Source organism: Lysinibacillus sp. NPDC096212 (assembly GCF_044763105.1).
Lineage (GTDB): Bacteria > Bacillota > Bacilli > Bacillales_A > Planococcaceae > Lysinibacillus.
The window spans coordinates 44,674-57,182 of the sequence record NZ_JBIWFQ010000010.1 but is presented as its reverse complement, the minus strand read 5'-3'; the positions used below and the strand labels follow the sequence as shown (position 1 = coordinate 57,182).

Genomic DNA, 12,509 nt, shown 5'->3' with positions numbered 1-12,509 from the left:
TTTCAACAAAAAAATTAATATCCCTTCTTTAAAAGAAAGCCCAGAATAGTTACTTCAATGATCCTCAAAATATCCTGTTTACCGTATTTAATGCCCCGATAGCACAAGTGAACTAATAAAGGGTGATTTCCCATATTCAAGCATGTGTTAATAATGCAATGGAAGAGGATATCAATCCCCACGACTTCACTAGAAATACGGTGTTAAATTTCACAGTAAAAATTCTCTTTTTTTTTCGTCTTCACGGCAATTCAGGAGCGAGCGGTATAGGATACTTCACCTCTGAAAAGTTTTTGATTAGCAATTCCTCTTTTATCATTTGTCCCATTACCTTATCGATCGTCTTTCGTCAAATTTCATTTTGACGATAGTTTTTCCCGTCTCTTTTTAAAAATTGATGGTTTTTCTCCTCAATATGATAAGAGTAAGGCATTTCTTCATTAGCAAAAATAGCGCCTAAATGTTTATCTGTTACCCAAACCTTTATTTGAAAAGATTTAGATGTCGGATTATAAAATCGTAAATCTATATAATTGTAAAAAACACTTGCACCACTCCCAAATGGAAGCGTTCGCCCCGAATCAGGAAATGGGTCGAAACTATGATGATGTCTTTCCGTAACATTAAGAGGTGTGTGTAGCGCCATCCAATACAGTAGATTAGCGAGCTGCATGCCTTCAATATAGCCTTTTGCCTAAGTCGTTTTCCCTACTAGTTGCCAAAAAGAAAAAGTTTCACCAAGCTTAATGATTACGTCATCGATTGCACTAGTAGCAATTTTTAAATTGATTATTTTATTTTCTTGTAATTTAGGATCACTGTTTCCTAATTTTCTTTTCAACAATGATTGATGTTTTTTACAAGTATAGGGAAATGTAGTTGATCACTCTTTATGCGTGGCAAACCGTTTTCTTTCTTTTAAATTTGCTAAAAATCGAAAAAGTCTTTTTTGTTCGATTCGTGTGTGATAGAAGATTGGATGAAGTTCAGATAGTCTCAATACTATTTTCCTCCCTATTTTTAAATTAGAAAATAATAATAAACTTTCTATTTATTAATATGCTTTTTTAGTTGTTGAATTCGTTCCACATGGATTTTTTATACATTCCATCTTACTTCTTGTACAACTGAGCATCTGATTCATTTAAATACAAATTTTCTTAATTAATCCCTTTGCCCCGCTTCTTAAATTAGACTGATATCTTTATTCCTTTTTTAGAACTACAAAAAGAACGAATTCATTCTGTGAGAATTCGTTCTTAAGTAATTCTCAAACTACCTCCAACCACCCACCACTTCACAATGCCGTGGCCTAAACCTTTAACGTCCAGGATTAAGTCCCTTATAAAAGCTTTAAGAACATTTTTGTATAAAAACTACATTGCTTCTAGCTAATGATAGCAGTGTTATCATAGTTCTTCCTTGAGTAAAATTTGTGTAATATAAATTCAATTTTTATCGTTTTCTATCGTATCCATTAAAATAGAAAAAAACACAAACGTTGGTATAGCAACGTTTTTAGGCCTTTGAAGATTTCTTAACTTAACTAACGATATCGATAATAGGGATAAGACCATTTTCATCAAAGTCCTAATTGTAAATTAATTGTTATACAGGTTTTCATATTAACTAATAATGATTAGTTAATCCCTTTTTCATTAAAATGTCTCAACAAATATCTCCGTGAGCAAAGCACATCCCATACCATCCGGATTGTTGTCGTCTTTCCAATAAATCATCGCATTTATAGGAGGATTAGAAAAGTCTAACTTTCTAATCACTTTTTTATTGTTTTCATCTGGATAATAAAATAAATTTTTATATTCTTTATGTGCGCTATTCACACCGTAGTGCTTTCTATTTCGATCGTTTACAATGTACGAACGGTCAAAGTTTGCATTTTTTAATGTTTTGCCTGATGCTACTTTTACTATATCACTTACCCATTTTTTTAAATCCTCATGATTTATATCTTTTTCAAACGGTGAGCTATCATAAAAGTCTTTTATGTATTGAATGACTGGTTTTCCATAGTCTGATTTCTCGTTTAAAAGATTTTTTTCTTCTTTATATGATTTAAAGCCTGAGTAAATGAAAGAGATGAATGACTTAATTGTATGCTTCGTGTAATCATAAATCGGTTCAATTTTTCCTATGGCTTCTTCTTTAAGAATCTTACTGAGCAAATCAACTATAGTAATCTCCAAGCTATCTAGTTCTTCTCTACCCCAAGACAGATGATAACAAGGTACTGATAACTTTTCTACTTCTATAGTAGATAATAATTCATTAAATTCATTTAAAGCTCGCTTACTTCCCGTATGTGTTAAGAATATAAAGGAAACTAAAGGTTGTTCTTTCTCTAATGAGGAAACTTTATAAAAATTAACTAATCCGATGATTTCCTCAAAAAGCTGATTATCTCCTTTTTGAATAGCTCCATCGTTAATTTTATTTTCCACACAAAACGAAAATTTTGGAAGACTATCAGAAAATGTTTGGTCAAAAAGTTCAATTACAATATCTATATCCCTTGTTTTTTTAGCAATTTCACTCACTGAGCTTATGACCTTTACTTCAGCTTGAACTCTTACTTCATACTTCGAATTTCGAGATAAATCTCGAATCCGGTTATTGTATATAAGCTCGTTATACTGCTCTTTATTTGCTAATATAATTGGTGTTAAAAAACTCTCTACAAATCTTGATCCTAAACCATGATTTTCATTAGGGTCTAGCAAATAAGCAAGAAACGAAGTTACATTAGGCTCATTGATAGAACCATCATTAGAAGATAAAACCTTAAAAATATTCATCCTTAAACCCCTCTAATTATAAAATTATTTACTTTTTCAATTCGAAATTATATTTCTTGTTTATTTTAGTAGCAATTTTGTCTAAAAACTTACTTACTGTCATCTTCTCAATTTCACTTGTATACCATGCCAACTTAGCCCCTTTAGAAACGCCATTATGATAAACCTCTAAAGGCATATAGCTCTTCGTAGTATACGTATAATCAAATCTAATGAGTAGTACACTACCATCTTCACATTCTAATTTTACTTTATAATTTGGATTCTTGTATTCCGTTAGAAGTTTAACTCCTTTTATCTTCGCTAACATGTCAAAGACCTCCAATATTTTTTAATATATTAATAATTATGTATAAATTTAATGTTATCAGCATTCAAGGAAATATCAACCTACTCATACCAAGGTCTTCAAGTAATTAGAACGTTCCGCTTCAATGATGAATTCTGTTGAAACTTTTTTTAATATTTCACCAAGCACTATAAACCTCCGTTCAGCAATTGCATTATCTACTAATCTAAAAAATCTCATCCGAACAAAGCTAATCCTCACTTTAATCGGGCTGTAATAAGTCATTTACAACCTCATAATAAAAGCAGATGGCTATGTAGAGGTCCATTACAGAACTTCTAAGCCATCTGCTTTTATAGGCAAGCACTTTTTTATCATTAAAAAGAATGGAGAGAAGTTAGTTCCTCTTCATAAGTCTTCAATCCTACACTTCTCCTTTTTTACGAGCCGCCATTTCATCTTTCATTTCTTCTTTTAATCCTTCAATTGACTTTTGACGTCGCTTATTTTTTTCTTTAATCATTTCACTTTGCATAGGGTCTGCAAACTCCAAACTAATTTCCGCTTCATGAAGTTTTTCTTCAGTGTTTTTAACGATATCACGGATTCGTTCAACGTTATTGGATCTATCATCTGGTTTTGAGTGTCTTGAATTAGCCATGGTAACCTCCTGAAATTTGACATAAATTTAGGTTGGCTAATTTAGTTGTTCCTATGTGTACTAATTTTTACTAAGAAGAATGTACGGTGCTGATCACTCAAATACATAAGATTCCTTACATGCAAATTTGATATTCTACACACATTTATTCAAACGGCTATGAATGAGCTCCTCTACCTGTGCTTTTAGAGCTTGATTGGCATAACGTAGCACTTCATCTTCGCCTGCTGTTTTGATGATTACATCGCTGAAATATTCATCAATTTTGACCCACTTTACAACGGCAATATTTTTCTTAGCTAGAACTCGCCTTTTATTGTAGAAATCATGTCTTATATCTTTTAATAAATCTTCTACAATATGGATGTAGATTTTGGACATTTTTAACTTTTCGAGCGATGAATAGTCTTGTTGTAATGACCTGATGGCCATATCTAATTTTATAAACTCATACAAAACACTACGATCCTCACCATTAATCATCAACGTCCACCATCTTTGCGTCTTGGATTGTATCAAATGCAATACGTTTGATGGCTACATCCGTCTCAAGTAACAATTCCTTTTTAATTGTATCAGTTCCTGTAACTAGCCCTGTCTCGTCATGCAAATTATTGTTGCTCCACAGCGTTAACGTAATCAGTTTTTGCATTTTAAAAGCGCGTTGTATAGTCTGTTCTATTTCCTCTAACTCCCACTCGGTTAATTCTCGCTTTTTATCGTAAAATTGCTCTTGCTTCCATACTTTAATGAGGCCAAGATGCTCAGGAAGCATCATCGCCGTCCACTTCATTGATCCACGGTCACGTATCATCTAAACACTCCTCGAATTCTTAATCGTTCTTCTATCTCGTCTTATCTCATTCCCCCCTTACGCTAAGTGCCCGCCTACTAAGCGATTACGTGTAATAGCTGTGCCAGCCTTTGTATAAGAAGCCGCCCTTAATAAGGCTACAGCGCCATATTTTCTTCGAATAGCATCCATAACGTGGCCAATTACTTGTCGTTGCTCCTTGCGCTCATCAAATAAATCCAATTGGATACTGCACGCTGGTTCTAGGTTCGTTATTCTAACTGACAATTGACGCGCTGGCTCGCCTGCAAAGTGCTCATCCAGTAATTCTAGACAAGTTTTATACATCACTAGCGTTTCACTTGTTGGCACTGCAATCGTTCTAGAGCGTTGGAAACCTTTTGTCATAGCACTACGACTATAAGACAAACCTAATGTAATTGTCCGACCGACATAACCTGCTTCGCGCGTTCGCCTCATCACGTCCTCACACATTTCTAGTAACGCCACGGATATTTCTTTTCTTGTATGGTAGTCACGCATTAACATCTGGCCTTTCCCAAAGCTTAGAGCTGAGTTTTTAACTAGAGGCTCTCCAAGCGTGGAAAGATCAATGCCATGCGCATGGTGGTACAGTTGATTACCCATGATGCCGAATTTTTTTTCTAATTCATTTAAATCAGCTTTTGCTAATCCACCGACTGTTACTATCCCCATTGCATTTAACTTGGCTTCCATCTGTTTTCCGATACCCCACATCTCAGATAAAGGACGCACAGGCCAAAGTTTCGTTGGCACATCTTCGTAAGTCCACTTTGCAAAACCTGACTTTTTAGCTTCAAGGTCTAAAGCAAGTTTTGCCATCAACATGTTCGGCCCCATCCCAATAGCACTTGGAATACGAAATTGATCATATATCGCTTTTTGAATTTCCTTTGCTGTATCCTCAGGAGGTCCCCAAAGCCTTTCTGTTCCAGTTAGGTCCACCCAACTTTCATCGACACTATAAACATGTATGCACTCTGATGGCACATACTTTGAAATAAGGCGAGTGATAGCCATAGACATTTCAATGAAGAAACTCATCTTCGGTTCAAAAAGTTTTATGTCTGGATGCTTTGGTATTTCAAAACGACGATTTCCTGTTTTTATCTTAAATCGCTCCTTCATAGGTGGCGATGCAGCTAAGACAACGCTACCAGGTTGAGTGAAATTAGCTATGATGGCGATTGGGGTTGTCATGACATCTAAACCTTCAAGCATTGCCATGCAACTAGCGTAAAAGCTTTTCATATCAATACATATAATGGAACGTTCAGGCAGATTTTCATCCATTAAATGATCCCTCGCTCTTTATAGACATGGAACAATAATTAAAAGTACGCTATTGACTATCTTAATTATTTTGACACACGTGATGACTCCAGACTTTGTACTGTACATCCTATTTACTAACTGATTGTGTTGCATCCCTTTTATTAACTGATCTTTCATTGTTTTTAATCTCCCCACGCAAAACAGAACGTTTGTTTGTATATATTATACGCACAAACGTTCTGTTTTAGAAGTGGTAATTTTTAGATCAGTCTTTTTAATTGATCTGAAGCTGATTTAAAGTCCTGTAATTCCCCAATATCGTGGAAGTTTCTCAATGGATTCCTACAGCTCTAATTCTTTCTAATACAAATGGTATTGTAAATTTTTAGGACTTACATGTTGAATTAACTGCATAATTGATTAGCCTTATAACAGATTCACCAAAGATTTTGTTTGGTTAGGACTTACAACAATACAGAATTTGCAGATGTTTTTCTATTTTTATCCTTGCATTATGATGTCAGCTACTATTTAACGCGAGAAGATTTAATGAAGAAGGAAATAATTAAACCAACCATAGCTATAATTAGAGTGAATATAAAGGAGTCCTGTACTCCCGCTGTTAATGAAGCTCTAATTGAAGAAGGGTCAGATAGATCAGTCATATTGTTCATATATCTTTTCTGAGAAGCGGACATAATCGTAATCGCAACTGCAGTGCCAATTGCTCCCGACATTTGCTGTAATGTATTCATTAAAGCAGTACCATCTGGGTAAAGATTTTTAGGTAATTGGTTTAGTCCATTTGTCTGAGCAGGCATCAAAACCATCGATACACCTAAAAATAGAATGGAGTGCATCACAATCACCATACTAACCGGCGTTTCAATGGTAACGTTTGACATGATCCATAACATGATAAACATGATTGCAAATCCAGGTATAACAAGTCCTCTTGGTCCGAATTTGTCAAAGATACGACCTGTGATTGGGGACATTAATCCATTCAGCACACCACCTGGCAACAAAACAAGCCCCGCGGTAAATGCAGTCAATGCTAGTCCTGTTTGCAAATATAATGGCAACAAAATCATCGTGGACATTATTACCGTGAAGCAAATAAATACGGCCAATAAACCTAGAGTAAACATTGGATATTTTAATACACGTAAATCAAGCATAGGTTTATCCATTTTTAATTGTCGCAAAGAAAACAAGGTAAGTGCAGCAAGACCTATAATAATCATCGTGATCACAATCGTACTTCCCCAGCCATTCTCACCCGCGCTGCTAAAGCCATAGACAATTCCTCCAAAACCAATCGAAGATAGAAGAATAGATAATATATCAATTTTGGGTTTAGTTATGGTTGATACATTCTGCATATACACTATACCCGATACCAACGCAAGAATCAGAAAAGGCAAACAAACCCAGAAAATCCAATGCCAAGTCAGTTTTTCAAGAATTAATCCTGAGATTGAGGGTCCAACTGCGGGTGCAAACATAATGACTAACCCTATTAGTCCCATTGTTGCACCTCTCTTATTGACTGGAAAAATCAATAAGATCGAATTAAACATCAGAGGTAGCAATAATCCCGTACCTATAGCTTGAATCACTCGAGAAAACATTAATACTTCGAAGCTTGGTGCAAGAGCTGCGACTAGTGTCCCAATAATTGAAAAAATCAATGACACAATAAATATTTGACGTGTACTAAACCATTGAAGTAAGAGACCCGAGACAGGAACTAATATCCCTAAGGTCAATAAATAACCTGTTGTCAGCCATTGAACCGTGGAAGAACTAATAGAAAATACTTGTATTAAATCCCCGAGAGCCATGTTTAAAGCCGTTTCACTGAACAATCCAATGAAACCAGCAATTAAGAAAGAAATTAATATTGGAGTAGTTTTAATCACTTTTGTTTGTTGTGTTTCTACTGTTAATGACATAAATAATCCACCTAAAATTTTATTTTGTTATAAGCTTGTCGTTAGTCTTAGCAGATTAATTTTAATGGCAATTTCTTCTGCACTTCTTTTTTGGTCAATGAGTGGGTTCCTTCTCTCTTACTCTACTTTCTTTTTTAAACAGCAGATATACGAAATAAGGAACACCGATAATGTAGATCACAAATGCCTACAGGCAGTTCAGCTGGAGCAAAGATCATCTTTCCGATATTACATATTTATAATGAATACCGACTAGTCTTCTAGCCACTATGAGGGGCAATTAAGCCAATAAATCCAACACTTCCTGCTACAGATAAACATGCGCTAACTAACCCGACGCAGCATAAAAGAAAAAACATTCTTTCCCGGTCTTTCTTTAAGCCTATTCCTATGGCTAATACCTCATCCAAATTTAATAGGTTAAGTCTGTGCGATTTCCATCAAATGATTGGCGTTAAAATTATTATCCATGGAATACGCTAATATATGAATCCTAGTCGTACTATAAAGGCTGCCTGATAACCAGACAGTCGCCATTTCAAAATCTTGTGGGTCCATCTTTAATGAAATATAAAGAGTAATGGCCCTAAAACCTGAACTAAAGGCGCTCCCTACTAAACATCGGCCACGCCCATAGTCGAAGGGGATGCAAGATAATTTCTTGTCATCCCCTTCATTAAAACTCCTGAAACCGCCATGAAGGCGTCAAATAGCGCCCCTATCACACGCGGATGGCCCGATGTTTGAATGATTAAATGATCCATATTCTCTGAATCAAAATGAAAAAACGCCTGTCACATCATTTCATAGCTCATTGATTTCGAACCATAGAAAAGAGATACGATTATTGTCACACTGAACAGAATGCCTAATATGACAATTAAAACAAACTTATGGCTTAATAACGATTTCATTCCTTCTTGATCCATTCCATTACTTGTTCAGATGCTTTTGCACACTTTCTAAAAACTTGATTCGACTATAAACAGGACCTCCTTCCATGAGCGGATCAACCACATTGACATATACGTGATCGTGTTTAAAGGCATTAATATTTTGGATAATTGGATTCTTCTTCAAGTCTTCGAATGCATTTTCCGCATCTTTGTTATCATTCGTAGAGAATTGCACAAACAAATAGTCTGGGTTCATTTCTGCCAATTGTTCGGCAGAGATTGCATCTTGCAATTTAGCCATGCCTATCTGATCTGGCATTTCTAAACCAATGTCATTGTATAAAAAGGGGTTAAAGTCTACATTTTTCGCAAAAATGTAAGTTTGCCCTCCGCGAATACGAACAGCAGCTACTTTTTTACCTTGAAGCTTTTCTTTTAATGATGCTTTTACTGCTTGTGTATCTGTTTTATATTGGGATAGAATTTTTTCTGCCTCACCTTGCTTCCCAGTTAATTCAGCCATTAATTTCAAATTGTCTTCCCAGTTTGTAGAAACGTGCGACACCAAAATAGTGGGAGCAATTTTTTGCAATTTCTCCACTGCCCCTTTTGGGAACTTGGTTGAACCTAAAATAACGTCTGGCTCTAATTGCAATATCTTCTCAAAGTTAGGTTGTCTTTTTTCACCAATTGATTCCGCCTTGCCCGTTACCGAAGCAAACATTTCTGGAAACTTTCCGCCCACCGATATTGCCCCTACTGGATGAACGTCAAGCATTACTGCATCTTCCATCGCTTCCATAGCCCCAGTAATCACAATTTTTTCTGCTTTTTGTGGAACGGTATACTTTTCACCGAGATACTCAATCGTTCTTGTTTCGCTTGTTCCTGTATTGTCCACTTGAGATTGCGCTGAATCTCCGATGCTGCCGGAGGTTGAGTTTGATTTGCTCTGTTTGTCTCCTCCTCCACATGCAGCCAAAACAATCATGAATGATGCTATCAAACCAACTAGTATAAACTTTTTATTCATTCTTCACCTGAACCCCTTTCAAACAGTATCCCTATAATGATCAGTAATATTAATCCCTAAATGCTCACGCAAGGTGACACCCGTATATTCACTTCTGAACAAACCTCTTTCAACCAATTGCGGCATCAGCTTTTCAAAAAATAGTTTCAAAGATTTTTCTGAACCACCCGGAATAGCTATAAATCCGTCAATAGCTCCAGCCTCAAATCGCTCAATTATATCGTTCAATACGTCTTCAACCGTTCCAACTGAAACCCAGTGAGCAGACCCGACAACCTCTGACCTTGTTAATACCTCTTCCACTGTAGGCTGATGGTTTGTAATATACCGGCGCAACAGCTCAGCATGTGTTCGGCTGCGAACTGGCTGATTCGGATCAGGTAGCATATCCGAAGTTACTTGACGATCCAAAGCAAAGCTACTCAAATCAAGACCCAGTACTGATTTAAGCGATGCATGTCTGCGCTCAATAGTCAAATGTGCGTGTGCGGCCTTATGTAATTCATGGGCTTCCTCGCGAGTTTCGGCCAAGAAAAAATATAAACCTGGCAAAACTTTTATGGCGTCCGGATCGCGCCCATACTCGATAGCTCTTCTTCTCAGATCATTTCGCAATTCCACTCCCGATTCAAGGTCTGGCATCGCTGCAAAAATAGCATCTGCTATTGAAGAGGCAAAATTTCGTCCTGTATCCGACGCACCTGCTTGAAATAAAGGAATCGGTCCTGATTTATGGGCAGGCAAAGTAAGTGGTCCCTTAACACTAAAAAACTCACCTGAATGATTAATTGGAGAAATCTTATCCATATCAGAAAACATACCTGACTCACGGTCAATAACGATGGCTTCATTCGGAAAACTTCCCCAGAGTTTGCGTACGACCTCAGTAAATTCAATTGCTTTCGCATATCTTTCTTGTGATGAAGGCATAGGTGACTCACCGAAATTTTCGGCACCTTCAATAGAAGTGACAATATTCCAGCCAGCACGTCCATTGCTTAGCCAATGCAAAGACTGAAGCTGTCTAGCAACAACATACGGTGGATTAAAAGTCGTAGAAATAGTCGTAACTAACCCGATCCGCTCTGTTTCACGAGCAATCGCTGCAAATATCATAGTAGGGTCAGGACTACCGAAATTAGCGGAATCGCCAAGCATCTGTGGACTAACAAAAAGATAATCCGCCCTGAAAAGAAAATCGAGCTTTGACCTCTCCGCCATCTTTGCCAAATCAATGTAAGGGTCAATTGAACCCATTTTTTCCACACCGCTGTCTGGGCGCCGCCAGTCGCCTCCTTTCAACCAAGCAGATAAGACTAACCCAATACATAATTGTCCATTTACAGTCAATATTATCAATCCTTCCTATTAAAAATAGTTTTGCGCCCACGAAATACTCTGATCAGATGTTACCTCTAAAAGGCTATAATTAATAATGATTCTCATTATCAAATACAGTGTAGCAAGGTCTTCAACAAATGCAAATACACAAATCACAAATACTATATGCATTATTATCTAATCTAGGTTTACTGAATGATGATTTAGCCGACATGCAAGATAGAGCTGGAAGGAAAGAATGAGACAAAAGGGAAAAAGCCTGCACTCCCGGTTCATCACCAGTTGCAGGCGTAATATATAAATCAGTAACTCAATTTATATGATTATCTAAATTATGTATGTATACAGAGGGAGACACACCAAATTTCTTTTTAAACACTCTACTGAAATATAGCGGATTGGTATAACCAACACTAATAGCAATATCGTGAATGGGAAAATTGCTTACTTTAAGTAAGTCACTCGCTCTTTCCATACGATAATTGATAAGATAGTCGATTGGACGAAATCCAGTATGTTTGTGAAAGAAATAGGAGAAGCGTTTGGGACTCATTGCATGCAGCTCCGCCAATTCGTCGAGTGTCAACGGATTCATATAATGCCGGTGTATGTATGCAATAGCCTCCTCTATCACCCTTTCACTTGGAGAACTACCACTCTCTCGATGCTTACACCCCACCAAAACTTGATGCATGACACTTAAAAATAACTCCTTGACACGAAGCTTCCCAATACCTCTAAGTGTATTGGCATTCTGATGAAGCATGATAAGTAATTCTAGCACTCTTGGATTTGCTCCCGCTTCCAGTTTGAAATGAGAGTCGCATTCATGACCGCTATATACTTTGTCTAACTTGTCAAATCTATAAAACAGTAAATAGTACTCGTACTCTGATTGACTTAAAACTTGCGCGTCCAGTTGCATGCCTGGAGCCACATGAATTACTGAGCCTGGATGTAATTCATAGACAGTTTCATTCACACTCATTCTAGCCTCTCCACGAATTACAAAAAGAAATCCATGCCGGACAGCCCTAAATTCACTTAGTATACTTTTCGGCTGGATGACTAAACGGTGAACACCTTCTATATCATAGAAACCTCTAGCAAATATCTCGGCTAATTTATCCAAATCTATCATGATAATGCACCTGCTCCCTATCCAAACATTGTACATCTGGGTTACTTTCATTAATGCCAAACAACAAATCTATTTCTCGAGATATCAGCCTAACCGTTATTTGTTGGGGATCCACACAGTCAATATTGCCACCCCTTTCTATATAGTAAAAATAGTTTTGTCCCATGAAGTACTCTAATCAGATATTACCACTAGAAGACTATTAGTTAATAATGATTCTCATTATTAACTAATAGTCTAGCAAGGTCTGCAACAAATGCAAAT

Annotated in this window: 11 protein-coding genes and 2 pseudogenes; all 13 read right to left on the bottom strand. The window is 36.7% G+C overall.

The window, feature by feature from the left end; translation table 11 throughout:
- Positions 1–349: 349 nt before the first annotated feature.
- The 13 genes and pseudogenes from ACIQ7T_RS11865 to ACIQ7T_RS11805 all read right to left on the bottom strand — a co-directional run bounded on the left by ACIQ7T_RS11865 (position 350) and on the right by ACIQ7T_RS11805 (position 12,245).
- Positions 350–841: pseudogene (locus ACIQ7T_RS11865) on the bottom strand (VanW family protein).
- Positions 842–1,658: 817 nt separating this feature from the next.
- Entirely contained in the window at positions 1,659–2,816 is a 1,158-nt protein-coding gene (locus ACIQ7T_RS11860; RefSeq protein WP_402870512.1) for a PD-(D/E)XK nuclease family protein, read from the bottom strand.
- Between the two features lie 28 nt (positions 2,817–2,844).
- Positions 2,845–3,126 (bottom strand): hypothetical protein, encoded by a 282-nt coding sequence (locus ACIQ7T_RS11855; RefSeq protein WP_402870510.1) that lies wholly within the window; start codon positions 3,124–3,126, stop codon positions 2,845–2,847.
- Between the two features lie 403 nt (positions 3,127–3,529).
- Positions 3,530–3,766: a small acid-soluble spore protein Tlp gene (tlp, locus tag ACIQ7T_RS11850; RefSeq protein ID WP_053595505.1), complete on the bottom strand. Its 237-nt coding sequence runs from the start codon at positions 3,764–3,766 to the stop codon at positions 3,530–3,532.
- Positions 3,767–3,901: 135 nt separating this feature from the next.
- Entirely contained in the window at positions 3,902–4,249 is a 348-nt protein-coding gene (locus tag ACIQ7T_RS11845) for a YhjD family protein (protein WP_370081094.1), read from the bottom strand.
- Positions 4,242–4,580 carry a YolD-like family protein gene (locus ACIQ7T_RS11840; protein ID WP_370081092.1) on the bottom strand — a complete coding sequence of 113 codons (339 nt, stop codon included), beginning with the start codon at positions 4,578–4,580 and terminating at the stop codon, positions 4,242–4,244. Before ACIQ7T_RS11840 ends, ACIQ7T_RS11845 begins: the two co-directional genes overlap by 8 nt.
- 57 nt (positions 4,581–4,637) lie before the next feature.
- Positions 4,638–5,894, bottom strand: a complete 1,257-nt coding sequence (locus ACIQ7T_RS11835) for a Y-family DNA polymerase (protein WP_370081090.1) — start codon at positions 5,892–5,894, stop codon at positions 4,638–4,640.
- A 509-nt stretch (positions 5,895–6,403) separates the two neighbouring features.
- On the bottom strand, positions 6,404–7,834 hold the full coding sequence (locus ACIQ7T_RS11830; RefSeq protein ID WP_370081088.1) for a DHA2 family efflux MFS transporter permease subunit: 1,431 nt from the start codon (positions 7,832–7,834) through the stop codon (positions 6,404–6,406).
- Positions 7,835–8,094: 260 nt separating this feature from the next.
- Positions 8,095–8,244, bottom strand: coding sequence for an iron chelate uptake ABC transporter family permease subunit (locus ACIQ7T_RS11825; protein ID WP_402870504.1), 150 nt, complete (start codon positions 8,242–8,244; stop codon positions 8,095–8,097).
- Between the two features lie 204 nt (positions 8,245–8,448).
- Positions 8,449–8,610: pseudogene (locus tag ACIQ7T_RS11820) on the bottom strand (iron chelate uptake ABC transporter family permease subunit); the annotation flags it as partial.
- A gap of 157 nt (positions 8,611–8,767) precedes the next feature.
- Positions 8,768–9,763, bottom strand: a complete 996-nt coding sequence (locus tag ACIQ7T_RS11815) for an ABC transporter substrate-binding protein (protein ID WP_402870501.1) — start codon at positions 9,761–9,763, stop codon at positions 8,768–8,770.
- Between the two features lie 18 nt (positions 9,764–9,781).
- Positions 9,782–11,113, bottom strand: coding sequence for an NtaA/DmoA family FMN-dependent monooxygenase (locus tag ACIQ7T_RS11810; protein WP_402870498.1), 1,332 nt, complete (start codon positions 11,111–11,113; stop codon positions 9,782–9,784).
- A 301-nt stretch (positions 11,114–11,414) separates the two neighbouring features.
- Positions 11,415–12,245 (bottom strand): AraC family transcriptional regulator, encoded by an 831-nt coding sequence (locus ACIQ7T_RS11805; protein WP_402870495.1) that lies wholly within the window; start codon positions 12,243–12,245, stop codon positions 11,415–11,417.
- Positions 12,246–12,509 lie beyond the last annotated feature (264 nt).

Excerpts from the sequence above, each read along its gene's own strand:
- ACIQ7T_RS11860 (WP_402870512.1), bottom strand. The coding sequence starts at position 2,816 with ATGAATATTTTTAAGGTTTTATCTTCTAATGATGGTTCTATCAATGAG.
- ACIQ7T_RS11855 (WP_402870510.1), bottom strand. The coding sequence starts at position 3,126 with ATGTTAGCGAAGATAAAAGGAGTTAAACTTCTAACGGAATACAAGAAT.
- tlp (WP_053595505.1), bottom strand. The coding sequence starts at position 3,766 with ATGGCTAATTCAAGACACTCAAAACCAGATGATAGATCCAATAACGTT.
- ACIQ7T_RS11845 (WP_370081094.1), bottom strand. The coding sequence starts at position 4,249 with ATGATTAATGGTGAGGATCGTAGTGTTTTGTATGAGTTTATAAAATTA.
- ACIQ7T_RS11840 (WP_370081092.1), bottom strand. The coding sequence starts at position 4,580 with ATGATACGTGACCGTGGATCAATGAAGTGGACGGCGATGATGCTTCCT.
- ACIQ7T_RS11835 (WP_370081090.1), bottom strand. The coding sequence starts at position 5,894 with ATGGATGAAAATCTGCCTGAACGTTCCATTATATGTATTGATATGAAA.
- ACIQ7T_RS11830 (WP_370081088.1), bottom strand. The coding sequence starts at position 7,834 with ATGTCATTAACAGTAGAAACACAACAAACAAAAGTGATTAAAACTACT.
- ACIQ7T_RS11815 (WP_402870501.1), bottom strand. The coding sequence starts at position 9,763 with ATGAATAAAAAGTTTATACTAGTTGGTTTGATAGCATCATTCATGATT.
- ACIQ7T_RS11805 (WP_402870495.1), bottom strand. The coding sequence starts at position 12,245 with ATGATAGATTTGGATAAATTAGCCGAGATATTTGCTAGAGGTTTCTAT.